Annotated in this window: 25 protein-coding genes, 1 tRNA gene and 1 pseudogene; 3 read left to right on the plus strand and 24 right to left on the minus strand. The window is 66.9% G+C overall.

Annotated features, from left to right (window positions below; all coding sequences use genetic code 11):
• Positions 1 to 122 precede the first annotated feature (122 nt).
• Positions 123 to 617: pseudogene (locus tag QZ709_RS03095) on the plus strand (IS3 family transposase); the annotation flags it as partial.
• On the opposite strand, the gene QZ709_RS03100 reads toward QZ709_RS03095, so the two are convergent.
• The 19 genes from QZ709_RS03100 to uvrB all read right to left on the minus strand — a co-directional run bounded on the left by QZ709_RS03100 (position 596) and on the right by uvrB (position 18507).
• A complete protein-coding gene (locus QZ709_RS03100) occupies positions 596 to 1684 on the minus strand; it encodes a site-specific integrase (RefSeq protein ID WP_294635877.1) in 1089 nt (362 codons plus the stop codon). The pseudogene QZ709_RS03095 and the gene QZ709_RS03100 sit on opposite strands and share 22 nt — an antisense overlap.
• Before the next feature lie 30 nt (positions 1685 to 1714).
• Positions 1715 to 1789 (minus strand) — tRNA-Val (locus QZ709_RS03105).
• Positions 1790 to 1865: 76 nt separating this feature from the next.
• Complete coding sequence (dnaQ, locus tag QZ709_RS03110; protein WP_294635878.1) at positions 1866 to 2588, minus strand: DNA polymerase III subunit epsilon; 723 nt, start codon at positions 2586 to 2588, stop codon at positions 1866 to 1868.
• An 80-nt stretch (positions 2589 to 2668) separates the two neighbouring features.
• Positions 2669 to 3331, minus strand: a complete 663-nt coding sequence (locus QZ709_RS03115) for a hypothetical protein (protein ID WP_294635879.1) — start codon at positions 3329 to 3331, stop codon at positions 2669 to 2671.
• 53 nt (positions 3332 to 3384) lie between these two features.
• Entirely contained in the window at positions 3385 to 5091 is a 1707-nt protein-coding gene (locus QZ709_RS03120) for a GMC family oxidoreductase (protein ID WP_294635880.1), read from the minus strand.
• A 3-nt stretch (positions 5092 to 5094) separates the two neighbouring features.
• Positions 5095 to 5622, minus strand: a complete 528-nt coding sequence (locus QZ709_RS03125) for a gluconate 2-dehydrogenase subunit 3 family protein (protein ID WP_294635881.1) — start codon at positions 5620 to 5622, stop codon at positions 5095 to 5097.
• 9 nt (positions 5623 to 5631) lie between these two features.
• Positions 5632 to 5970, minus strand: a complete 339-nt coding sequence (fdx, locus tag QZ709_RS03130; protein WP_294635882.1) for an ISC system 2Fe-2S type ferredoxin — start codon at positions 5968 to 5970, stop codon at positions 5632 to 5634.
• A gap of 51 nt (positions 5971 to 6021) precedes the next feature.
• Positions 6022 to 7893, minus strand: coding sequence for a Fe-S protein assembly chaperone HscA (gene hscA / locus QZ709_RS03135; RefSeq protein WP_294635883.1), 1872 nt, complete (start codon positions 7891 to 7893; stop codon positions 6022 to 6024).
• 22 nt (positions 7894 to 7915) lie between these two features.
• Positions 7916 to 8440: a Fe-S protein assembly co-chaperone HscB gene (hscB, locus tag QZ709_RS03140; protein ID WP_294635884.1), complete on the minus strand. Its 525-nt coding sequence runs from the start codon at positions 8438 to 8440 to the stop codon at positions 7916 to 7918.
• 128 nt (positions 8441 to 8568) lie between these two features.
• Entirely contained in the window at positions 8569 to 8892 is a 324-nt protein-coding gene (iscA, locus tag QZ709_RS03145) for an iron-sulfur cluster assembly protein IscA (protein ID WP_294635901.1), read from the minus strand.
• A 79-nt stretch (positions 8893 to 8971) separates the two neighbouring features.
• On the minus strand, positions 8972 to 9358 hold the full coding sequence (gene iscU / locus QZ709_RS03150) for a Fe-S cluster assembly scaffold IscU (protein ID WP_294635885.1): 387 nt from the start codon (positions 9356 to 9358) through the stop codon (positions 8972 to 8974).
• Positions 9359 to 9376: 18 nt separating this feature from the next.
• Positions 9377 to 10597 (minus strand): IscS subfamily cysteine desulfurase, encoded by a 1221-nt coding sequence (locus QZ709_RS03155; protein ID WP_294635886.1) that lies wholly within the window; start codon positions 10595 to 10597, stop codon positions 9377 to 9379.
• A gap of 148 nt (positions 10598 to 10745) precedes the next feature.
• Positions 10746 to 11279: a Fe-S cluster assembly transcriptional regulator IscR gene (gene iscR / locus QZ709_RS03160; protein WP_294635887.1), complete on the minus strand. Its 534-nt coding sequence runs from the start codon at positions 11277 to 11279 to the stop codon at positions 10746 to 10748.
• A 254-nt stretch (positions 11280 to 11533) separates the two neighbouring features.
• Positions 11534 to 12106 (minus strand): low molecular weight protein-tyrosine-phosphatase, encoded by a 573-nt coding sequence (locus QZ709_RS03165; protein ID WP_294635888.1) that lies wholly within the window; start codon positions 12104 to 12106, stop codon positions 11534 to 11536.
• A 92-nt stretch (positions 12107 to 12198) separates the two neighbouring features.
• Positions 12199 to 12471 (minus strand): hypothetical protein, encoded by a 273-nt coding sequence (locus QZ709_RS03170; RefSeq protein ID WP_294635889.1) that lies wholly within the window; start codon positions 12469 to 12471, stop codon positions 12199 to 12201.
• A 116-nt stretch (positions 12472 to 12587) separates the two neighbouring features.
• Positions 12588 to 13742, minus strand: a complete 1155-nt coding sequence (locus QZ709_RS03175) for a PepSY-associated TM helix domain-containing protein (protein WP_294635890.1) — start codon at positions 13740 to 13742, stop codon at positions 12588 to 12590.
• 2 nt (positions 13743 to 13744) lie between these two features.
• Positions 13745 to 15817, minus strand: a complete 2073-nt coding sequence (locus QZ709_RS03180) for a TonB-dependent receptor (protein ID WP_294635891.1) — start codon at positions 15815 to 15817, stop codon at positions 13745 to 13747.
• A 102-nt stretch (positions 15818 to 15919) separates the two neighbouring features.
• Positions 15920 to 16336, minus strand: a complete 417-nt coding sequence (locus QZ709_RS03185) for a DUF2946 family protein (protein WP_294635892.1) — start codon at positions 16334 to 16336, stop codon at positions 15920 to 15922.
• A gap of 20 nt (positions 16337 to 16356) precedes the next feature.
• On the minus strand, positions 16357 to 18507 hold the full coding sequence (gene uvrB / locus QZ709_RS03190; RefSeq protein WP_294635893.1) for an excinuclease ABC subunit UvrB: 2151 nt from the start codon (positions 18505 to 18507) through the stop codon (positions 16357 to 16359).
• Between the two features lie 116 nt (positions 18508 to 18623).
• Between uvrB and QZ709_RS03195 the strand changes: the two genes are divergently transcribed.
• Positions 18624 to 19823: an amino acid aminotransferase gene (locus QZ709_RS03195; protein WP_294635894.1), complete on the plus strand. Its 1200-nt coding sequence runs from the start codon at positions 18624 to 18626 to the stop codon at positions 19821 to 19823.
• A 93-nt stretch (positions 19824 to 19916) separates the two neighbouring features.
• Here QZ709_RS03195 and QZ709_RS03200 read toward each other — a convergent pair whose 3' ends face one another.
• Together QZ709_RS03200 and QZ709_RS03205 are read right to left on the minus strand one after the other, a co-directional pair.
• Complete coding sequence (locus QZ709_RS03200; protein WP_294635895.1) at positions 19917 to 20078, minus strand: hypothetical protein; 162 nt, start codon at positions 20076 to 20078, stop codon at positions 19917 to 19919.
• Positions 20079 to 20113: 35 nt separating this feature from the next.
• On the minus strand, positions 20114 to 20563 hold the full coding sequence (locus tag QZ709_RS03205) for a hypothetical protein (RefSeq protein ID WP_294635896.1): 450 nt from the start codon (positions 20561 to 20563) through the stop codon (positions 20114 to 20116).
• Between the two features lie 253 nt (positions 20564 to 20816).
• On the opposite strand from QZ709_RS03205, the gene QZ709_RS03210 reads away from it, so the two are divergent.
• Entirely contained in the window at positions 20817 to 21581 is a 765-nt protein-coding gene (locus QZ709_RS03210; protein WP_294635897.1) for an SDR family oxidoreductase, read from the plus strand.
• Here QZ709_RS03210 and yfcF read toward each other — a convergent pair.
• From yfcF to QZ709_RS03225, 3 genes are all read right to left on the minus strand, one after another.
• Positions 21568 to 22197 (minus strand): glutathione transferase, encoded by a 630-nt coding sequence (yfcF, locus tag QZ709_RS03215; RefSeq protein ID WP_294635898.1) that lies wholly within the window; start codon positions 22195 to 22197, stop codon positions 21568 to 21570. The two genes, QZ709_RS03210 and yfcF, sit on opposite strands and share 14 nt — an antisense overlap.
• Before the next feature lie 216 nt (positions 22198 to 22413).
• The gene (locus tag QZ709_RS03220) at positions 22414 to 22770 is read right to left on the minus strand and encodes a DUF1304 domain-containing protein (RefSeq protein ID WP_294635899.1); all 357 of its coding nucleotides are present in this window, start codon (positions 22768 to 22770) and stop codon (positions 22414 to 22416) included.
• Between the two features lie 73 nt (positions 22771 to 22843).
• Complete coding sequence (locus QZ709_RS03225; protein WP_294635900.1) at positions 22844 to 23323, minus strand: DinB family protein; 480 nt, start codon at positions 23321 to 23323, stop codon at positions 22844 to 22846.
• Positions 23324 to 23593 lie beyond the last annotated feature (270 nt).

Below are 23593 nucleotides of genomic sequence, written 5' to 3' on the forward strand. Positions count from 1 at the left end.
TCATGGCTACAGAATTTGCAAGAAAGCGCGGGGCTGATATTTGTTTCCTTGCAAATATCGCACCATACTTCAGCCGAAATCGCGTTGCATATCAATGGGTTGCAAGTTGTTCAGGGTGGACCTCCTACGTCTCGACGTGGCAAGGCTGGGTCTACGTGGCCTTCGTGATCGACGTGTTCAGCCGTCGGATCGTCGGTTGGCGCCAGAGCAGCTCGATGCACACGGAGTTCGTCCTCGACGCTCTGGAACAAGCGCTGTACGCCCGGCGGCCGACCGAGAAGGACGGGCTCATCTGTCATTCCGACAGGGGGTCGCAGTACCTGTCGATTCGCTACAGCGAGCGCTTGGCCGAGGCTGGCATCGAACCCTCTGTCGGCAGCCGCGGTGACAGTTACGACAACGCGCTGGCCGAGACGATCAACGGGCTCTAAAAGGCCGAGGTGATTCACCGCCGCGGGCCGTGGAAGACGAAGCAGGCGGTCGAGCTGGCGACGCTGGAATGGGTCGCCTGGTTCAACCACCATCGGCTGATGGCACCCCTGGGCTACAGGCCACCTGCCGAGTTCGAGGACCGATACCATTCCCAACGCGCTAGTCAGGCCGCGATCAACGTCTGACTCAAAGCAATTGGCCTCCGCAGAAGCCGGGGCGGTTCAGTCTTGTGCCCCGTGATGCTGGCCACCTCCATCGGGTTCAGCCCCTTCTCGAACAGACGGCTGGTGGCCTCATGCCGCAGGTCGTGAAAGTGGAAGTCAACCAGCCCCGCACGATCACACGCACGGATGAACGCGCGCTTGATGGCCTCGGTCGTCAGCCCAGGGAACACCGGGCCAGACTTCGTCTCTTCTGATGGCCGCAGCGCAGCCAGCACAGCGCCAGCCTTACGCGACAAGGGCACAGACCTGGCCTCACCGTTCTTGGTGAGCGGCAGGTGCGCCACTCGGCCAGCCAGGTCAACGTGCTGCCAAAGCAGCCCCACGATCTCACCCTGCCGCATGCCGGTTTCAATGGCCAGCTCGATCACCGGCAGCAAGAAGGGGTTGCGTGCGTCTTCGCAGGCCAGCCGCAACTGAGCCTCCTCACCTTCCCTGAATCGCCTGTCACGGGCCTTTGGAGCGGCTGGGCGCCGCACCATGCGCACCGGGTTCTCAGGCAGTTGGATGCCCCACTCCCTGCGCCCGGTTTCAATCACGTGGGCCAGGTGGTTCAGCTCCTTGTTGATGGTGCCGGCTGACACCTCCTTCAATCGCTCGTCCCGGTACTGGGCAATGTGCTTGCTCGACAACGCGCTCATCTTGAGCGCAGCCAAAGGCCGCTGGCTCAACGCCTTCAGCCGCGACGTCTCGGGGTCCTTGCCGCGCTTCAACGGCGTCACCTCTTTCAGGTAACGGTCGATCAGGTCTGCCAGGGTGTTCTTCTCCGTCTCGGTGCGATCAACGAAGGTGCCTTTGTCCATCTCGTTCTCGATGGACCTCGCCCAGGCCTCGGCCTGTGACTTCAGGTCGAACGAGCGTGTTTGCTCTGGATAGCCCTTGCGGCGGATCTTCACCCGCCAGTACTGCCCGCGTTTCTCGAATGCTGCCATCTGCGCCTCATGTGGTGGTTGAGTGCGAGTGCCAGGCCTGACTGCTGCCCCACTGTCCCAAAATTGTCCCAAATTTTGAAACGGGCAAGAAAAAAGCACTTAGCATCGCTGCTAAGTGCTTGATTTTCTTGGTGGGCGGTGCAGGGTTCGAACCTGCGACCCCTGCCGTGTGAAGGCAGTGCTCTACCGCTGAGCTAACCGCCCGAAACTGGTTCGGGACTGTGGTCCACCTGGCTGACTGCTTTGCGTTGTTTGCTGCAGCGATCAGCGAAGACCTAGACTATAGCACAGCTTCCAAAGATTTCCACACTGTTTTGCCGCCGCTCGCTTTGTCGATATCTTGCAACGCTTTCTCGAACGCGGCCGCTTCTTCCTCCGTGGGGCCGACGACGGGCAGCTGGAAAGCACTGAAGTCCACCGCCGCGATGTCCGAGACACCGCCTTCGCCGCTGTCGGCGCCATCGCTGTCGATCAGCAAGGCGTCCTGCCCGCGGGTCATGTTGATGTAGACCTCGGCCAGCAGCTCCGCGTCCATCAACGCGCCGTGCAGCGTCCGGTGCGAGTTGTCCACCTCCAGGCGGCGACACAGGGCGTCCAGGTTGTTGGACTTGCCCGGGAACATCTCGCGCGCCATCAGCAGCGTGTCGATCACGCCCGAAATGTGCTCGCGGAACTTGCCCTTGCCGCAACGCGACAGTTCGGCGTCCAGGAAGCCGATGTCGAACGCCGCGTTGTGAATGATCACCTCGGCGCCACGGCAGTAGTCGAGGATCTCTTCGACCAGCGCGGCGAACGTGGGCTTGTCGGACAGGAATTCGTCTGTCAGGCCGTGAACCCGCACGGCGTCTTCGCTGTTGGGACGCTCGGGGTTGATGTAGAAGTGCAGATGCCGGCCCGTCAGGCGGCGGTTGACCATCTCCACGCAACCGATTTCAACAATGCGATCGCCCGTGTCCGGGCTCAGGCCGGTGGTTTCGGTGTCGAGGAAGATCTGGCGGGACATGGGTCAGGAACGAATGAAAAAGGGCAGCCGCCAACTGTAGCAGCCGCCCTCGTTTCCGTGACGCCCGACGGGCGCCCACGTCACGTGGCCAGCAGGCAGGTGTAGCCGTTGACCTGCTGGTCAGGTGGCACGGTCACGTCCGAGGACACGCTGCCCACCGGAGTCAGGTTCCCTCGTCCTTCGCCGCAGGCCAGGGTTCCATCCTCGCCGCGCTTCGGCGCCTTGGCCTTGTCCAGCGTGTTCACGCCGATGAAAGGCTGCCACTGGTAGCCATTGAGCGTCAGGTCGGTGCCCAGGTTCACGTAGTCGGCCTGCAAGGCGCCCGACAGCACGAAGCCCTTGCCCTGGAAGGCATAACCACCACCCAGTTCGTACATGCCGCTGCGGTGGCCGCCGACCAGGCGCAAGCGCAGTTTGTCGAAGGCGATGTGGTTCATGCTGAAGGGGAACGTGGCCTCCAGCCGCGCGCCGGCGACCTTGTGGCTGCCATTCGTGCGCAGCGCCCGCACACCGACCACCAGTTCCGGCCCGCCGCCGAATGCCCAGTTGATGCCGGCGAACGCCTGGGTGGTGTCCCGGCTGCGCTCGCCTGTGACCGTGGTGCCCGTGACCGTGGGCGCGGTACAGAACACGCCGGCGCCACACGTGGGCAGGCCAGAGTGGGCTGGTGCGGTGACCAGGGTGCACGCCGCCATGCCAGCCAGCAGACCCGACGCGCGCAAGAGAGGGGAACGGTACGCCATGAAAAACCTCCTGCTGCAAAAGCCCCCAGCCACCTTGCCTTGTCTCGGCCCCGTCAGGGATGCGGTCCTGGGGCCACCTCATCCCGCGCGGCACCCGTTCGCCCGGCCCGGAGAAAGCCGTCGACCGATCGCAAGGCCAGCGCCTGGATGGTCAGTGACGGCGACTCCCCTCCGCCGGAGCTCGGGAACACGCTGCCATCACAAATTAGCAAGTTGCCCCATTCGTGAACTTGACCACGGTCATCTGTCACGCTCTCTGACGCGATCCGTCCCATCCGGCAGGTGCCGAACACGTGGGTCGAAGCAAAGTCGTCGTAGCTGCCGTACTCCATGCGCAAGGGCCCGCATCCCGCGGCCTTGAGCACCGCGCGGCACGTCTGCGCCATGAAACGGAGCCGGCGGCAGGCGGCCTCGTCGACAAAGCTGTGGATGCGGGCCAGAGGGCGGCCGTGCTCATCGCGCGCCTCGGGGTCCAGGGCGACGTAGGACCGGGGATGCGGCAGGCTTTCACCCACCGCCCCCACCGCCAGTGCGTGGCCGACGGTGCGGCGCAGGCGCTGCTTGTGGGCCGCGCCCCACCCCTCCACCAACAGCGTGGCGTACTTGATCGGCCCTGCCAGGTCGGCATCCAGTGTGGCCGCATGGAAGCGGGCGCCCCCGACCACCCCCGGGATGGCGTCCGGCGCATTGAAGTCCCAGCAGATGGCGTCGGCCGGCAGGCCGGCATGGCTGTCCTGCTGATCCGGGTGCAGGGCGATCGACGTCCAGTGCAAGGTCTCGAGAAAGTGGCGCCCCACCTGTCCGTGCTGGTTGCCGATGCCATCCGGCGCCGCGCGCGAGCGCTGGGTGAGCAGCAGGCGGGGCGTCTCGATCGCCCCCGCGGCCAGCACCACCAGGCCGGCGCGCTCGGTGCGGGGCTTGCCGCGCTCGTCGATGTAGCGCACGCCGTCGATCACGCGGCGCGGGCCGTGCAGCAGCTCGGTCACGGTGGCACGCGCCCTCACCTCGCATCGGCCGGAAGCCAGGGCGTGCCGGATGAAGGTCTGGTCGGCCGAGCCCTTGTCACGCCGCGGACAACCCCGTGTGCAGCCTCCGCAGTGATTGCACGGCGGGCGGCCATCATAGGGTTGGGACAGCGCGGCGCGCGGGTTCACGCTCCAGTCCTGCCCGAGCAGGCGCCCTGCTTCGACCAGGGTGCGCGATCCACGAGACAGCGGATGAGGCGGCAGCGGATACGGCGCACTGCGCCAGCGGGGGCCTGTTTCCTCCGGCCCCGCCACCCCCACCAGCCGCTCGGCCTCGACATAGAAAGGCTCGAGCTCCCCGTAGCCGAAGGGCCAATCGGCGCCCACCCCATGCCGGCTTTTCAGCGCCATGGCGTCCGGGTGCAGGCGGTGCGCCTCGCCCACGTAATGCAGGGTGCTGCCGCCCACGCCCCGCACATGGCTGTATCCCGTGCGCACCGCCCGCTGCCCCGTCTGGACCAGGCGACCGGTGTCGTGGTGCCAGCTGCGCAGGTCATCCCAGGCGGGATCGAGCGGCTGCATCTCGCCATAGCGATGCTGCCCCTGGCTGCCCAGCTTTCGGGGGAATGAACGGGTTTCCCAATCCGGCAGATGCAAGCCGTAGTCGCGGTCCGGGTCGAACCAGGGCCCCGCTTCCAGCACCAGCACGCGGGCGCCACGTTGCGTGAGGCGCCAGGCCGCGGCCGCCCCCCCTGCGCCGGCCCCGATCACGATGGCATCGAACCCGCCTCGCATGGTTCAGCTCAACTCGTAGCCCAGGGGCTGTGGCGGTCGGCTGATGGGCAAGCCACGCCAGGACGCAGGCTGTGCGTAGTAGAGCGTCATGCCGCGCTCACGGGCCCAGTAGAACAGGCGCCGCTGCGGGGCTTCCCACGGTGCGCGGGCCATCCAGGCCACCAGCACCTCCCGTTCTTCCGGGCGCAGCAGGGCAAAGCCATCGCCGTAACGGTCCAGCCATGCGCAGCCCGTCTCCACCAGCTTCAGCAGCGCAGCGTCTTGCTGTGCTTCGGCCCACAGGCGCTGCGGCACTTGCAAGGCTGAGGCGGCGGGTGTCAGGTCATCGGCCGGGATCAGGTGGTCGAGCAAGGCCACCAGTGCCTCCGGCGGGGACGCAGTGGCCCGGCCGGGACGGGGCCTGCGCACCGAGGCAGCCGCATCCGCGCGGGCCAGCCAGCCCAGCAGGCCACCGGTCAGCAACGCCCCCAGCAACCAACGCCGCCGCCACTGCGGCAGTCGGGGCCAGGTGGACGGTGCGGCGCGGGCCATGGTGTGGCGTCAGTGGTTCTCGCGCGCGTGGTTGATCGTGTACTTCGGAATCTCGACCGTCAGGTCCTGGCCGGCCACGATGGCCTGGCAGCTCAGGCGTGAATTCGGCTCCAGGCCCCACGCGCGGTCCAGCAGGTCCTCCTCCGTGTCCTCGATCTCGTTCAGGCTGTTGAAGCCCTGGCGGACGATGACGTGGCAGGTGGTGCACGCGGCGCTCATGTCGCAGGCGTGTTCGATCTCGATGTGGTTCTCGAGCAGGGCTTCGCAGATGCTGGTGCCGGGCTTGGCCGTGATCTCGGCGCCCTGGGGGCACAGCGTGGCGTGGGGCAGGATCTTGATGATGGGCATGATCGAGGCTCGGTCGGTGAGCGTATTCTGGGGCAGCGTGGGGCGAGCGGGTCAGAGCTGGTCGAGTTGTCGACCGGCCAGCGCCTGGCGGATGCTGCGGTTCATGCGCTCGGCCGCAAAAGCCTCGGTGCCCTGGGCCAGGGCCTTGGTGGCTGCCTCCAGCGCGTCCAGGTCGCCCCGGTCGCAGCGCGCGCCGATCTGCGCCATCAGCGCGTCGATCTCCGCACGCTGGGCGGGGCTGAGCAGGTCACCGTCGGCAGCGAGCGCCGTGCGCGTGGCCTCGAGCATGCGCTCGGCCTCGACGCGCGCCTCACGCAGCGCGCGGTCCTTCATGTCGGCCGCCGCGGTGGTGAAGCCCTCTCGCAGCATGTGGGCCACCTGCTCGTCGCTCAGGCCATAGCTGGGTTTGACGACGACGGAGGCCTCGACGCCCGAGAGCTGCTCGCGCGCCGACACGCTCAGCAGCCCGTCGGCATCGACCTGGAAGCTCACGCGGATGCGGGCGGCACCGGCAGCCATCGGCGGGATGCCGCGCAGTTCGAAGCGGGCCAGCGAACGGCAATGCTCGACCTGCTCGCGCTCACCCTGCACCACGTGCACCGCCAGCGCGGTCTGGCCGTCCTTGAAGGTGGTGAAGTCCTGCGCGCGGGCGCAAGGGATGGGGGTGTTGCGCGGGATGATGCGCTCGACCAGTCCGCCCATGGTCTCCAGCCCCAGCGACAGCGGCAGCACATCCAGCAGCAGCAGCTCACCCTGCGCGTTGTTGCCGGCCAGCTGGTTGGCCTGGATGGCCGCACCCAGGGCCACCACCTCGTCGGGGTTCAGGTCGGTCAGCGGGGGCTGGCCGAAGAAGGTGCCCACGGCATCGCGCACGGCCGGCATGCGGGTCGAGCCGCCCACCATGACGACGCCCTTGACCTCGTCGGGCTTGATCTTGGCATCGCGCAGCACGCGCTTGACCGCAGCCAGCGTCTTGTCGATCAGCGGGCGAGCCAGCTGGGCCAGCTCTTCGCGCGTGATGCTGACGGACAGCATGCCGCCCGACAGTGCGCAGGCCAGGTGGGTGCTGCCGTCGGTCGACAACTTTTCCTTGGCACGGCGGGCTGCCACCAGCACCGCCCGCTTGTCCTGCGGCGTCACGGCCTGCATCTGCGCCTGGGCCAGCGCATGGTCGGCCAGCACATGGTCGATGTCGTCGCCGCCCAGGGCCGAGTCACCGCCGGTGGCCACCACCTCGAACACGCCGCGGCTGAGCTGCAGCAGCGAGATGTCGAAGGTGCCGCCGCCCAGGTCGTAGATGGCGTAAAGCCCTTCGGCGCTGTTGTCCAGGCCATAGGCGATGGCCGCCGCGGTCGGCTCGTTGAGCAGGCGCAGCACGTTGATGCCGGCCATCTGCGCGGCGTCCTTCGTGGCCTGGCGCTGGGCGTCGTCGAAGTAGGCGGGCACGGTGATGACCGCGCCGAACAGGTCGTCGTTGAAGGTGTCTTCGGCACGCTGGCGCAGGCTGGCCAGGATCTCGGCGGACACCTCGACCGGGCTCTTGCTGCCGGCCACGGTGTTCACGTGAACCATGCCGGGGGTGTCTTCCAGCTGGTATGGCAGGCGGCTGGTGTCACCCAGGTCGGCCAGCTTGCGGCCCATGAAGCGCTTGACCGACACCACTGTGTTGACCGGGTCTTCGGCTTGCGCGTGCAGCGCGTCGAAACCGATCTGGCGGCGCACCTGGCCGGTGGCCGGGTCGGTGAAGTAACGCACGGCCGAGGGCAGGATCACGCGGCCCTGTTCATCGGGCAGGCACTCGGCCGTGCCGTGGCGCACGGCGGCCACGAGCGAATGGGTGGTGCCCAGGTCGATGCCCACCGCGATGCGGCGCTGGTGGGGGTCGGGCGATTGTCCGGGTTCGGAGATTTGCAGCAGGGCCATGGGGATGAGGCGGTTGCGGTGCTCAGGCACCGTCTTCGTAACGTTCGAGGCGGGCGTCGATCTCGTCGGTCAGGCGATCGATGAACATGAGGGCACGCACTTCCTGCGCAGCCTGCGCGGCATTGCCGTCCACGTCCAGCAACTGGGTGACACGGGCCAGGCGGGCCTTGCGCTGGGTGGAGACCTCGTCGGCCAGCGTCTGCACTTCGTCGGCGCTGCCGGCGTCTTCCAGCGCTTCGCGCCACTGCATCTGCTGCATGAGGAAGTCGCCGGGCATCGCGGTGTTGCTCTCGGACTGGACCGGCACACCAGCCAGTTCACAGAGGTAGGCGGCGCGCTTGAGCGGGTCTTTCAGGCGCTGGTGGGCTTCGTTGACACGCACGGCCCATTGCATGGCAATGCGCTGGGCGGCGGCGCCATCGGCCGCGAACCGGTCGGGGTGGACCTGCGCCTGCAGGGCTTTCCAGGCGGCGTCAAGCTGCGCCCGGTCGAGCTGAAAGGCCTTGGGCAGGCCCAGAAGGGTGAAATCGTCGGCGTCGATGTTCATGGCCACAAACCTGTCTGGTCGAAAAAACGAAACCCCACCACCGGGTGGGGCTTCATCCGACGCAAGGCCCATGCCTTGCCGGTGCGGACGGGTCGGCTGCCGGTGGCGAACCGCCCGAGGCCCTCACCTCAGATGCGGAAGGATTCCCCGCAACCGCAACGGTCGCGTTCGTTCGGGTTGTTGAACTTGAAGCCTTCGTTCAGGCCCTCGCGCACGAAGTCGAGTTGCGTGCCGTCGATGTAGGGCAGGCTCTTGGGATCGACCAGGATCTTCACGCCGAGCTGTTCGAACACGCGGTCTTCCGGGTTGACCTCATCGGCGTACTCGATCTTGTAGGCCAGGCCCGAGCAGCCGGTGGTCTTCACGCCAAGCCGCACGCCCACGCCCTTGCCGCGACGCGACAGGTAGCGGGTGATATGGCGCGCCGCGGCCTCCGTCAGACCCACGGACATCGTGTCGTTGACCTGCGCGATTTCGGCCAGCGGCCCGTTGCCGGGACCACTGGTGCACGAACCCGCAGCGGTGGCGGTGTCAGGCTGCATTCTTGGCCTTGTAATCGTTGACGGCGGCTTTGATCGCATCTTCCGCCAGGATCGAGCAGTGGATCTTGACCGGGGGCAAGGCCAGCTCTTCGGCGATCTGGGTGTTCTTGATCTCGAGGGCCTCGTCCAGCGTCTTGCCGCGCACCCATTCGGTCACGAGCGAGCTCGATGCGATGGCCGAGCCGCAACCGTAGGTCTTGAAACGCGCGTCTTCGATCACGCCGGTGGACGGGTTGACCTTGATCTGCAGCTTCATCACGTCGCCGCAGGCCGGGGCGCCGACCATGCCGGTGCCAACCGACTCGTCGCCCTTGTCGAACGAGCCCACGTTGCGGGGGTTTTCGTAGTGGTCAATGACCTTGTCGCTGTATGCCATGGTGATACTCCGGATCGATCAGTGCGCCGACCACTGAATGGTGTTCAGGTCGATGCCTTCCTTGTACATGTCCCACAGGGGCGAGAGTTCGCGCAGCTTGGCGACCCGCTCCTTCAGGGTGGTCACCACGAAGTCGATTTCCTCTTCGGTGGTGAAGCGCCCGATGGTCATGCGCAGGGAACTGTGGGCCAGCTCGTCGCTGCGGCCCAGGGCGCGCAGCACGTAGCTGGGCTCGAGGCTGGCCGAGGTGCAGGCCGAGCCCGACGACACGGCGATGCCCTTGATGCCCATGATCAGCGACTCGCCTTCGACGAAGTTGAACGAGACGTTGAGGTTGTGGGGAACGCGGCGCTCGAGGTCGCCGTTCAGGAAGATCTGCTCGATTTCCTGCAGGCCGTTCCACAGGCGCTGACGCAGGGCCAGCACGCGCTCGTTCTCGGCGTGCATTTCTTCCTTGGCGATGCGGAAGGCCTCGCCCATGCCGACGATCTGGTGCGTGGGCAGGGTGCCCGAGCGCATGCCGCGCTCGTGTCCGCCGCCGTGCATCTGCGCTTCGATGCGGATGCGCGGCTTGCGGCGCACATACAGCGCACCGATGCCCTTGGGGCCGTAGGTCTTGTGCGAAGCCAGGCTCATCAGGTCGACCGGCAGGGTCTTGAGGTCGATCTCGATCTTGCCGGTGGCCTGGGCGGCGTCGACGTGGAAGACGATGCCCTTTTCACGGCACAGCGCGCCGATGGTCGGGATGTCCTGGATCACGCCGATTTCGTTGTTGACCATCATCACCGAGATGAGGATGGTGTCAGGGCGAATGGCGGCCTTGAGCACGTCCAGATCCAGCAGGCCGTCTTCCTTGACGTCGAGGTAGGTGGCCTCGAAGCCCTGGCGTTCGAGTTCACGCACGGTGTCGAGCACGGCCTTGTGCTCGGTCTTGACCGTGATGATGTGCTTGCCGCGCGTCTTGTAGAAGTGCGCTGCGCCCTTCAGGGCCAGGTTGTTGGATTCGGTGGCGCCCGACGTCCAGACGATTTCACGGGGATCGGCGCCAATCAGGTCAGCCACCTGGGTGCGGGCCTTCTCGACGGCCTCTTCCGCTTCCCAGCCGTAGGCGTGGGTGCGGGAAGCCGGGTTGCCGAAGTGCTCGCGCAGCCAGGGGATCATGGCGTCCACCACGCGCGGGTCGACCGGGGTCGTCGCGCCGTAGTCCATGTAGATCGGGAAGTGCGGGGTCATGTCCATGATGGGGACTCAAACAGGCTGGCGCCAGAACACCTGCGGGGGCGGGTGCACGGTCGCCGGCTTCTTCTTGTGGGCTGTGGGGCAGCGGAAAAACCTTGGATTATCGCGTCAGCCACCCCTCGGTCCCTGCCGAGGGGGGCCAAGGCCCTTATTTTGTAAGGGCCGCTCCGAGCGCGAACACCGAATTCGGGGCGTTGACCTTGATCGGCTTGACCACCGGCTGCGTCGAGATGGCGCGCTTGACCGGCTGGGCTTCGACCGACACGCCCTTGGCGATCTGGTCTTCGACCAGCTTCTTCAGGCTGATCGAGTCGAGGTACTCGATCATCTTGTTGTTGAGCGCCGTCCAGAGGTCGTGCGTCATGCAGCGGCCGCCGTCGTCACCCATGCAGTTTTCCTTGCCGCCGCAGCCGGTGGCGTCGATCGGCTCGTCCACGGCGACGATGATGTCGGCCACGGTGATGTCTTCGGCCTTGCGGCCCAGCGAATACCCACCGCCGGGGCCGCGGGTGCTTTCCACCAGTTCGTGGCGACGGAGCTTGCCGAACAACTGCTCCAGGTACGACAGCGAGATCTGCTGCCGCTGGCTGATGGCGGCCAAGGCCACCGGACCTGTGTGCTCGCGCAGGGCCAAGTCAATCATCGCGGTGACCGCAAAACGGCCTTTGGTCGTCAAACGCATGGCTAACTCCTTGGTCAGGAACTCGGGAAGGCGCTCGCGCGCGCCGTGGATGACCACGCTGGGATCCCACAGGATCTCTGTCGGTTCCGAATCACCCTATTCCCGAGTGATTAGCTCGATTATAGGGAAACCCACTGTTTTGGTCAACTTCAGACCCGGGCAAACCCGAACGCTTTTCCGATGAGGGTGATAGCTTGCGTCAATCAAGAACCGGGCCACGCGCCACGCCCGCCTGCCTCAATGACAAAACCGAGTCAATGAGACGGGTTTGTTCCGACAGACGCGACAAGTTGTCGCAAATGCGTCACCAGCCCCTCGCAGGCGGCTTCGACCAGATCCAGCACGTGATCGAATCCGTCGGCACCGCCGTAGTACGGGTCCGGCACGACCTGAGTGCCAGCAAGCGGCGATCCCGCCGGAATGAAATCGGTCAGCCGGCGCAGCTTGCGGCGCAACACCGGATCCGGCGGGCAGCCGTCTTCCAGCAAGGCCAGGTTGTCCCAGTCCATCGCCAGCAGCAGGTCGAAATGCGCGTAGTCGGCGGCGCACACCTGGCGCGCCCGCAGGGGCGCGAGGTCGTACCCGCGGGCGTGCGCGTGGCGCTGGCTGCGTGCGTCAGGCGCACAACCCAGGTGGTACGCGTGCGTGCCGGCCGAATCGACCTCCACAAACCCGTCCAGCCCCGCCTGCACGATCTGATGGCGCAACACGCCTTCCGCGGTCGGGCTGCGGCAAATGTTGCCCATGCAGACCATCAGGACGCGGAACGGCGCCTCAGGGCCGGCAGGGCGGGCGGGCACGGCGTCGGGTGGCAGGGCGTTCGTCATGCCACGATTGTGACGCCGCGGGTGGCACCCCGCCGCGACTCGCGCCGGCTTCACCGGCCATCTGTCGGAGACAAGGCGGCGACAAGTCGACGTCAGGCCGCAGCTGGCTCGCGGGCGGTCTCGTTGTCCGACACGCGGGTCAGTCGCAGCCCGCTGTCGGGCACCACGAAGACGTCGTCCTGGGGCATGTCCAGGCGTTGGCCGGACGCCAGCCTGAACTCGATGTGGCCCGTGGGCTCCCACTGACCAAAGGGATCGGCGCCCACGGGCAGCCGGACCAGGTGCTCGTAGGCGTGCACGGTGTGAAGGGCGCCCTGCGGATCTCGGGCCTGCAGGGTGTCCAGGCGATGCAGTTGCTTGTCCATGACGGGACTCCTTGCCTGAACGGGCGGCCCACCAAGGCGGCAGGCCATCACCGGAGGATCACTGTACGCCTGCGCCGCGGCTTTGCACAGCGCACCCCACACACATCCCTTGTGCGCTATGCGGCCACGCGCGGCCGGCGGGCATGCGCCCTGCCCCGCCGCTTGTGCTGCCAGCGCCAGATGCCGGTGACGCCCAACACCAGCGGCAGCACCCCGGTCAGCAGGATCAGCAGGCGCCCCGCCCAGGCCGCCACTTCGCCGTTGTGCAGCGGATGCAGCCAGGCCAGCAGGGTGTCGGCCGCGCCCTGATCCAGGCCATTGCGCGCGCCCACCACGTCGCCCGTGGCGGCATCCAGCCACACCTGGGTGCGCGGAAAGCGCCGGCTGGGCTCTCCGCTCTGCCACAGCTGCACACGGATCAGGCCGCCCGCGCGCGGCGGCGACTCGATCCAACGGGGCTCGGCCTCTGGAAACACCGCCTGCGCCACGCTCACGGCCTGAGCCAGCGAAACCACCGGCGGGCCACTGACCTGCGCGGGAGGCGGCTGAAACATCGGCGACACCCGATCCAGCCAGGGCGTGAGCGACCGTTGCCACGTCAGGAGGATGCCCGTCAGGCACAGCATCAGCAGCAGCACGGCGCCCCCTGCGCCGGCCAGCTTGTGAATGTCGTACACCTGCCGCTCGACCGAGGCATCGCGCTTGAAGGACCATGCCTGCGCCCAACGCCCGGGGCGCGGCCACCACAACACCAGCCCGGACACCAGCGAAACGGTCATCAGCACCCCGAGCACGCCCACGGCATGTCGGCCCGGCGCGTCCAGCAGCAAGGCGTAGTGCAGGTCGTAGATCCAGGTCCACACCTCCTGCCCCCAGAAGGCGGCATGGTGCACGCGCTGCCCCGCGGTGTCCAGCCACACCATCAGGGGCGCAAAAGCGCGGTGGCGGGTTTCCTCGGGCTGCAGGTAGCGCGCCACGACCGGATCACCCGGGTTGAGCGGCAGTTCGATGCGCCATGGGCCTCCCCGTGCGGGCTCGCTGGCGTGCAGGGTGTGCAGCACCGCATCCAGGTGCACCGCCGCCGGCTGAAGGCTGGTGGTGGGCACGGGGCGCGCGGCATTGAGCAGCTCGCGGTACACCACGAGCACGCTGCCGCTCAAGCCGATCACCACCCAGAAGCCCAGCAGCCCCAGGCCCAGCCAACGGTGCAGCCGCCCCCAGCGGGGCCGTGACCCGCTCGGCCGCGGCGTCGTTCTTGCCTCGGTGCCCATCGTCAGAACGCCACTTGGGCGGCCACGGTCACGGCGCGGCCCTCGGCAGGCGCGTGCAGGCTCTGGCTGCCATCCCACCAGACGTATTCATGGCGGCGATCCAGCAGGTTCCTCACCTGCAGGTCCAGCGTCACGCCGGGCGACCAGCGGTGGCGCACCATCAGGTCGGCCACCACGAACTGCCCGTATCGACCGTGGCGGTTGGTCTGGTCGAGGTGGTAGCTGCTTTGCGCCCGGGCCGCCAGCGTGCCCTCCCACGCATCCTGCGGCTGCCAGCGCAGGCCCATGGCGGCCAGGGCGTGCGGCACGTGGTCCACCTCCTTGCCGCGGGTCATGGGGGCGGCGGGGTCCGGATCGACGATGCGCGCGCGCTGCAGGGTCAGACTGGCCCAGGCGCTCAACCGGGGCTGCAAGCGGGCATTGAGTTGCACATCCTGCCCGTCACGCCGCGTGCGGCCCAGGTTGGCCGAATCGTTCGACGGGTCGTTCAGCCTGCGGTAGACCTCGTCCGAGGCGATCTGCGTCCAGCTTGCCAGCCGCCCTTCCAGCCAGTTACCCACGCGGAACTTCCAGCCCAGCTCCCACCCTTCGTTGATGGAGGGCGCGAGCTGCGTGGTGCGCGGCGGCACCAGGTAGCTGGCAGCCCCTACCCCGATCTGGAAGGTCCGGCCCCAGTTGGCATACACGCTGTGCGAGGGCGATGCCGCATAGACCACGCTCAGCTTGGGCTGCCGGATGTTGCCGTAGTCGTTCGCGGCGTAGGCCCGCCCGTTCAGGCCATCGACGAGGCGGCCCGAGAAACGGTCCACGCGCCAGCCCGGCAGCACGGTCCAGGCCGGATGCGGCTTGATCACGGCCTGCACATACGCGCCCGTGCCGTCCAGGCTGAAGTCCTGGTCGCGGGTCTGGCTCAGGCGCACCTGGCTCGCGGTCAGGAAGCGCAGGCTCGCGTTGTCCTGCCATTCGCGCTGCGCCCCCGCCTCGAGTTGCAAGGCGGGATGCAGGCGCCAGGTGACATGGCCAAGCACCCCGCGGTGGGTTTCCTGCACCAACCGCTCCTGCTGGCTCACGCTGCTGGAAAAGGTGACGTAGCGGCGGTCATCGATCTCATTGCGCCAGGCGCGGGCGGCCCAGGTCAGACCCGACGCACCCTCGCCTTCGGCGTGCAGGCTCACCTGGCTCAGCCGGCGGCGGTCTTCGTCCCTCGCATTCCAGGGGGGCGATTGCCGCCGGTCGGCACTGCGCTGCGTCCGCGTCAGGTAACCGGGCTCGTCGGCGTTCGCCTCGTGGCTGCGCACCACCACACCGGCGCGCCACGGCTGGCCCTGCGGCTCGTAGAACCACTTGCCCGTGAAGCTGCGCTTGTCGCTGTCGGCGTGGTCCCGGTACCCCGTGCTGCGGCGCAGCCCCACAAAGTAGTTCTGCTGCCAGCCGGTGTCGCTCTGCAGCGCCTTGGCCACCTGCACTTCGGCCGCCCCGAACTGCCCGACGGACACGCGCGCGGCCCCGTCGTTGCCGCCTTGCCGCGTGATCACCTGGGCGTGCCCGGCAATGGCGTGCAGGCCCCAGCGCGGGTCGTTGGTGCCCCGGACCACCTCGATGCGCTCGATCTCGAGCGGCGAGACCATGTCCAGGTACGGCATGTTGCCGTCGTTGCTGTTCGAGGGAATGCCGTCGATCAGCAGCTTGACCGCGTTGATGTTGCCCTCGCCGTTGAACCCGCGGAACGACGGCTTGCCAGACGTGGTGCCCTGCCCGAACTCGGTGAGCATGACGCCCGGCACGGCGCTGAACAATTGCCAGGATTGCGCCACGCTGCGCGCCTGAAGCACCTCGGCGCCGACCATGTCGACCGAAGCGGCCAGCCGGCGGCTGGACAGCAAGGAAGGGCGGGCGGCCGTGACGCCGATCTGGCCGAGTGTGAGCGCGCCCGCATCGCGGGGCGCCAGGTCGTCCGACTCGGACGAGCGGGCCGGTGCGGCGCCCAGACAGAGACAGGCACACAGAACGGCTGCCGCGCTGGCAGGCAGCCCCATGGGGAACGCGGACGGGCGTCCCATGACGAACAGAATCATGATGAAGAAACCGGTGAGAGATACGGGGACCAGCTCGACCTTCACAGGTCGGCGGTCGTGCACAGGCCGTTCACCCCGAGGACGGGCCTCGGGCGGCGGGTCTCACACCCGGTTCGGTGGCCCGGTGGACCACGGCGCGGCCCAGGCATGCAGACGCCCGGGCGCATGAAGGAACAGCGGCGGCAGGGCCGCGACGGATTCAGCCTGAGGGACCTCGACCTTGAACGTGGGCGGAGGCGCCCAGCCTTGGTGTTGCAGGCCACACAAGGGGCAGTCGTCGTGGGCCGCGTGCAAGGCGGCACGCGATGCATCGCCCCCGGCATCCACCCGCATCAGCCGCACGGACTGGTGTTGTGCGCTGCGGCTGCCGCACACCACCTGCCACACCGGCACGCCGGCGGCCGATTGCAGCAGGCGGGTCAGCGTGGGCGCCAGCACCGCCAGGCACACGCAGGCCAGCACCAGCGGGGCAAGCCAGCGGGCGCGACGCAGCCAGGGCAGAAAAAAGGCGGACGGCATGCGCGGCAGTGTAGTCGGCCTCAGGCGCGCCTGGCCGCCTGAATCGGCACGATGTGGTCGCCGCCAGCCGCACCAAAGGCCTGCTCCTTCAGCAAGGCCAGTTGGTCGCGCAGGCGCGCGGCCTTCTCGAACTCGAGGTTGCGCGCCGCTTCCAGCATGTCCTTCTCCAGCTGCTTGATGCGCTTGCCCAGGTCCTTCTCCGACAGGGCGCCCGCCCCTTCCATCGACTTGGCCAGGGCCTCGGCCGCACGCAGGTCGTCCTTGGCGGCGTTCGACATCACCCCGTCGATCAGCTCCTTGACCTTCTTGTTGACCGTGCGCGGCGTGATGCCGTTGGCCTCGTTGTGGGCGATCTGCTTGGCGCGGCGGCGCTCGGTCTCGCCGATGGCCTTGCGCATGGACTCGGTGATCTTGTCGGCGTACAGGATGGCCTGTCCGTTCTGGTTGCGCGCCGCGCGGCCAATGGTCTGGATCAGGCTGCGCTCGGCCCGCAGGAAGCCTTCCTTGTCGGCATCCAGAATGGCCACCAGCGACACCTCGGGGATGTCCAGCCCTTCACGCAGCAGGTTGATGCCCACCAGCACATCGAAGGTGCCCAGGCGCAGGTCGCGCAGGATCTCGACACGCTCGACCGTGTCGATGTCGGAGTGCAGGTAGCGCACCTTCACGCCGTTCTCGGTCAGGTAGTCGGTCAACTGCTCCGCCATGCGCTTGGTCAGCGTCGTGATCAGCACGCGCTCGTCCTTCTCGACGCGGATGCGGATCTCCTGCAGCACGTCGTCCACCTGGTGGGTGGCCGGGCGCACCTCCACGATGGGGTCGATCAGGCCGGTGGGGCGCACCACCTGCTCCACCACATTGCCGGTGTGGGCCTTCTCCCAGTCGCCCGGCGTGGCCGACACGAACACCACCTGCCGCATCTTGCGCTCGAACTCCTCGAACTTCAGCGGGCGGTTGTCGAGCGCCGACGGCAGGCGGAAGCCGTACTCCACCAGCGTGGTCTTGCGCGCCCGGTCGCCGTTGTACATGCCGCCCAGCTGGCCGATCATCACGTGGCTCTCGTCCAGGAACATCAGCGAATCGCTGGGCATGTAGTCCACCAGCGTCGGCGGCGGATCACCCGGCTTGGCGCCCGACAGGTGCCGCGTGTAGTTCTCGATGCCCTTGCAGTGGCCCACCTCCTGCAACATTTCGAGGTCAAAACGCGTGCGCTGCTCCAGGCGTTGCGCTTCCACCAGCTTGCCGGCGGCCACGAACTCCTTCACGCGCCCGTTCAGCTCGTGCTTGATGCCTTCGATGGCGTTGAGCACCTGCTCGCGCGGCGTCACGTAATGGCTGGAGGGGTAGACCACGAAGCGCGGGATCTTCTGGCGGATCTTGCCCGTCAGCGGGTCGAGCAGCGACAGCGCATCCACCTCGTCATCGAACAGCTCCACACGCAGGGCCAGCTCGCTGTGTTCGGCCGGGAAGATGTCGATGGTGTCGCCCCGCACGCGGAAGGTGCCGCGCGTGAAGTCCATGTCGTTGCGCTTGTACTGCATGCGGATCAGCTGGGCGATCACGTCGCGCTGGTCCATCTTGTCGCCCACCCGCACGATGAACCGCATCTGCGTGTAGTCCTCGGGCTTGCCGATGCCGTAGATGGCCGACACGGTGGCCACGATCACCACATCGCGGCGCTCCAGGATGCTCTTGGTGGCGCTCAGCCGCATCTGCTCGATGGCCTCGTTGATGGCGCTGTCCTTCTCGATGAAGAGGTCGCGCTGCGGCACGTAGGCTTCGGGCTGGTAGTAGTCGTAATAGCTGACGAAGTACTCGACCGCGTTCTTGGGAAAGAACTCGCGGAACTCGGCATACAGCTGCGCGGCCAGCGTCTTGTTGGGCGCGAACACGATGGCCGGCCGCCCCACGCGGGCGATCACGTTGGCCATGGTGTAGGTCTTGCCCGAGCCCGTCACGCCCAGCAGGGTCTGGTAGCTCAGCCCGTCTTCCACACCCTCCACCAGCTGCGCAATGGCCGTGGGCTGGTCACCCGCCGGCGGATAGGGCTGGAACAGCTCGAAGGGCGAATCCGGAAACGACACGAACTGCCCTGCCGCCCCGCCATCGCCCCCCTGGGCCGTGGATTCCGCACCCTGCGTGCGGGCTTGGCGTTGACTTGTTTCTGACATGGGGGCCACAGTGCGAATAAAATAAAGGGTTTGCCCGATTCCTCTGGTGGCAGAGGTGGCCACAAGCCTCGGGACAAGACCCTTCAGATTACCGCAACCGACCGGAGACTGCTTGCATGGCCTCGCTGTTCGCTTCCGTTGAAATGGCCCCCCGCGACCCCATCCTGGGCCTCAACGAACAATTCAATGCCGACCCCAACCCCAACAAGGTGAACCTGGGCGTGGGCGTCTACACGGACGACCAGGGCAAGCTGCCCCTGCTGAAGTGCGTGGCCGCCGCTGAAAAGCAGATGGCCGAGACCCTGAAGCCGCGCGGCTACCTGCCCATCGACGGCATTGCCGCCTACGACAAGGCCGTGCAAGGCCTGGTCTTCGGTGCCGAGCACCCCGCCGTCAAGGGCGGCCGCATCGCCACGGCCCAGGCCATAGGCGGCACGGGCGGCCTGAAGCTGGGCGCCGACTTCCTCAAGCGCCTGAACCCCAACGCCCAGGTCCTGATCTCGGACCCGAGCTGGGAAAACCACCGCGCCCTGTTCGAATCGGCCGGCTTCCCGGTCGACGTCTACCCCTACTACGACGCTGCCAACCGCGGCATCAACTTCGACGGCATGCTGGCCAAGCTGAAGGCTTCGCCCGCCGGCACCGTCGTCGTGCTGCACGCCTGCTGTCACAACCCGACCGGCTACGACCTGACCGACGCCCAGTGGGATGAAGTCATCAACGTCGTCAAGGCCCAGGGCCTGGTCGCCTTCCTCGACATGGCCTACCAGGGCTTCGGCAACGGCATCGCCGAAGACGGCGCCGTGGTGCTGAAGTTCCTGGAAGCCGGCCTGAGCTTCTTCGTGTCGACCTCGTTCTCGAAGAGCTTCTCGCTGTACGGCGAGCGCGTGGGCGCCCTGAGCATCGTGAGCGAAACCGCCGAAGAGTCGGCCCGCGTGCTGAGCCAGCTCAAGCGCGTGATCCGCACCAACTACTCCAACCCGCCGACGCACGGCGCCCAGGTGGTGGCCACCGTGCTGAGCACGCCCGAGCTGCGCGCCATGTGGGAAGACGAGCTGGCCGGCATGCGCGACCGCATCAAGCAGATGCGCACCGCCCTGGTCAACGAACTGACCGCCGCTGGCGTGCAGGGCGACCTGAGCTACATCACCCGTCAGAAGGGCATGTTCAGCTATTCCGGCCTGAACGCCGCCCAGATGCAGCGCCTGCGTTCGGAATTCGGCGTGTACGGTGTCGATTCGGGCCGCATCTGCGTGGCCGCGCTGAACACCGGCAACATCAAGGCCGTGGCTGCCGCCATCAAGGCCGTGATGTAAATCGGCCGGGTGGCCTGACGAGGCCACCTTCGCCGCATGAAAAAGGGCTCCCGCGGGAGCCCTTTTTGTTGGCCGCGGCCTGACCGAGGCCGGTCAGCAATTGCCCTTCTTGGCCTGCCCCGGCGGGCAGTGCTGGCCCTGCCCTGCAGGCACCACCACACCACGCGGATCGACCACCACCGCAGCGTTGGGCGTGTACACCGCGCAGCCATTGAGCACCACCACGGCAGCACACAGAGCAAACATCGTCTTCATGTTGTTCTCGAAAGCAGTACGAACAGGCCGCAAGCTTACTTGCTGTCGCGCGGCACGTACACGTCACACGTCGGCGAAATCTCGCACTGGTCCATCAGCGCCTTCACGGCCGCACGGTAAACCTCCAGCTCGGTGTTGGCCAGATCGACCGCCGAGAAGCGCTTGTCGCTGCCATTGATGCTGGTGTTGGCAAAGCGCCGGATCGGGAACTGCCCCGAACCCTTGGGGATCACGCCCGCCACGGCATAGGCCGAGTAGCCGCCGTTGCTGAAGTCCATGATGTTCGAGTAGATGAAGATCTGGAACCTGTTGGCCGGAAACTTGGCCACGAACTTGTCCGTCACCAGATCCGACACCACCGACGCGCACTTCTGCAGGTTGTCGTTCTTGTACTGGCAGCTCACAGCGAACTCGCCCGCCTGCGCGCCCGCTGCCGCCACGAGCAGCGCTGCCCCCACCCACATGCTTTGCTTCTTCCAGTTCACGGTCACACGCCTCTTGTTGTTGGTGTGACCGGATTGTGCTGCCCGGCATCCGCGGCCAGCCGCCCTGCCCCGATCGGACGGGCCTTTGCGCCCCACGCAGCGCGACTTTGTTGTTGAAACGGCCGCAGCGATGTGGCTTTTCAGCACCGTGGCCGCAGGCTGGATGGCACGGCAGCCACAGCGCAAGAAACGGGGTGCCAGCCGCCCCGCCCTTCGCGAGCATGGCCGCTCCACACAACGCAAGGAGCAGGACATGGGAATGTTGGCAGAACAGGTGGCCATGGTGACGGGCGCGAGCTCAGGCATCGGCCGGGCCACGGCGATCGCGTTTGCCCGCGAGGGCGCCCGCGTGGTCGTTGCAGCACGGCGGCAGGCTGAGCTGGACGAGCTGGTGCACGAGATCGAACAGCGAGGCGGCCAGGCCGTGGCGCTGGCCGGCAACGTGCAGGACGAGGCTTACGCCCGGGCGCTGGTCGGCCTGGCCGAGACCCGCTTTGGCGGGCTGGACGTCGCCTTCAACAACGCCGGCACCCTGGGTTCCATGGGCCCCACGCCGGAGGTGCCGCTGGCGGGCTGGCAAGACAGCGTGGCCACCAACCTGACGAGCGCCTTCCTGGCCGCCAAGCACCAGATTCCGGCCATGGTGAAGCGCGGGCGCGGCTCGATCGTCTTCACGTCCACCTTTGTCGGGTACACGGTCGGCTTTCCCGGCATGGCGGCCTATGCAGCCAGCAAGTCGGGGTTGATCGGGCTGACGCAGGCGCTGGCAGCCGAATTCGGCGCCCACGGCATCCGCGTGAACGCGCTGCTGCCCGGCGGCACCGACACCCCCATGGGCCGCGCCGTAGCCAACACGCCCGAAGCCGTGGCCCATGTACAAGGGTTGCACGCGCTCAAGCGCATGGCCACGCCGGAAGAAATCGCCCGGTCGGTGGTGTACCTCGCGTCCGATGCGGCGTCGTTCACCACCGGCACGGCGCTGCTGGTGGACGGCGGCGTGTCGATCAACCGGTCGTGACTGCGGCCGGCCGGGGCGTGTTCACCCACTCCTGCACGCTGGGGCGCTGCCACTGCTCGGTGGCGTAACGGGCCAGGTGCTCGGGCACCGGGTCGCCGGCCAACACCAGGCGGTTCAGCATGAGCGCCAGGTCAGTATCGGCAATGCACCATGCGCCGAACAGCGTGCTGCCGTGCTGGCGCAACCAGCCATCGGCCGCCTTGAACAGCCGCTCGGCCGCCGCCCGCGCTGCGTCAGACAGCGGCGGCACCGGCGTGCGCAGAAAAACCACTTCGGTGGTCCGCTCGGAGCGGATGGGCATCAGGTCGCTGCGCAGCCAGGCCTGGATCTCGCGCGCCCGGGCCCGATCCTGCACGTTGGCCGGGTAGATGGGGGTGGCCGGAAACGCCTCCTCCAGGTATTCGCAGATGGCCGACGACTCGGACAGGTTGAAGCCATCGTGGCTGAGCGTGGGCACGCGCAGCGTGCTGGAGACGCCGGCATAGCCCGCAGCCAGATGCTCGCCGCGCTGCAGATCGACCAGCGCCAAGTCGAACGGGATGGCCTTTTCGCGCAGGGCGACGAACGCCGACATGGCGTAGGGAGACAGGTGGTTCGAATCGATGAAGAGTTTCATGGTGGTACGCGTGATTGCAGTAGCGAAATCGCCAGCGGAATGAAGCCGAGGCAGACCAGGCCATAAAGCAGATGGTTGCCTGAACGGGGGCTGAAGTCCGGCCAGATCTTCCGCCATGGCTTGCGCATCAGCAAGCGGCCCACGCCCACATCGAACGCCGCCACATCCATTCGCTGCGTTTGCCCCACTATCGAGACGGGCACTGAACGGACCGCTTCAGCTGAGCACCACCAGCGCGATGCCCACAGCAGCAGGCATGCCCTGAATGAAGAGAATCTTGCGACTGGCCGTCAGGGCGCCGTAGAGGCCTGCAATCAGAACGCAGCCCAGGAAGAACAGCTTCACCGGCGTGCCTGCGCTGCCCAGCGCAATGCCCCAGACCAGCCCGGCGGCCAGAAACCCGTTGTACAGCCCCTGGTTGGCTGCAAGCACCTTGGTGGCCTCCGCTTGCTCCGCACTGAGCCCGAAAGCCTTGCGGCCTGCGGGCTTTGTCCACAAGAACATTTCCAGCACGAGAAAGTAGAAATGGAGCAGCGCCACAAGCGCCGTCACGATGTTGGCTGCCACGGTCATGGTTGGTCATCCCTGATGAAATCTGGCACCGGGTCACGCCCCGGCGCATTGGCACGGTGATGAAGAACCGGCTTCATGGCTGGTTCGGAATGAGGACGATGAGGTCGGTGGCGCCCACATCGATGCCCAGCTGCGAAAACAGCGTGGTCACCTGCCCTCGATGATGGGTCTGGTGATTGAAGAAGTGCAACAGCACCTCACCCAAGCGCTTCTTGCTCCGGATGCCCTTGGTCGAGGTGTATTCAAACGGCGCTTGCAGATCCTCTTGCGAGAGCGCCTTGCTCAGGTTGACGATCACATCATCCAGGGATGCCCGCAGGTCTGTCAACGCGGCAAAGTCAGCGCAGAGCGGTTGATCGAGCGCCGTGGGCTCGGGCATGTCTTGCAAGGGCGCCAGGGACGCAAGGCCGGGGAGGCGAAGGGCCATGCGCTTGAGCCACAGGATGTCAGCCACCGCGATGTGATTGAGGGTTCCGCGTTGGCCTAAGCCAAAAGCGCAGAACTCACCCCACCGCGCCAGACGCCTCAAATACAACAACTTAGCCACCCTCATCCCCCTTTCCTCCCCCTCTTCGCCCACCTAACCCACACCCCAACTCCCCATCCTAAAAACCGCCACCCCACCTGTCCATCACCCAAACAGCCACACTCACTTCCCGGGCCCCGCGTGTTCGTGCCCGTGTTCCACCCGCCACCCTGCCCCCACATCCAGCCGGCTGGCTTTGCGCACCACCGGGTCTTTCAGCATGTCGCCAAAATCGGCTGCATCCAAGTGCCGGTACACGGCCACATCCCGCCACGGCGGCCCCTGCATATTCACCGG

It is taken from the genome of uncultured Aquabacterium sp., from assembly GCF_913773725.1.
In the GTDB taxonomy this organism is placed as follows: Bacteria; Pseudomonadota; Gammaproteobacteria; order Burkholderiales; family Burkholderiaceae_C; genus Aquabacterium.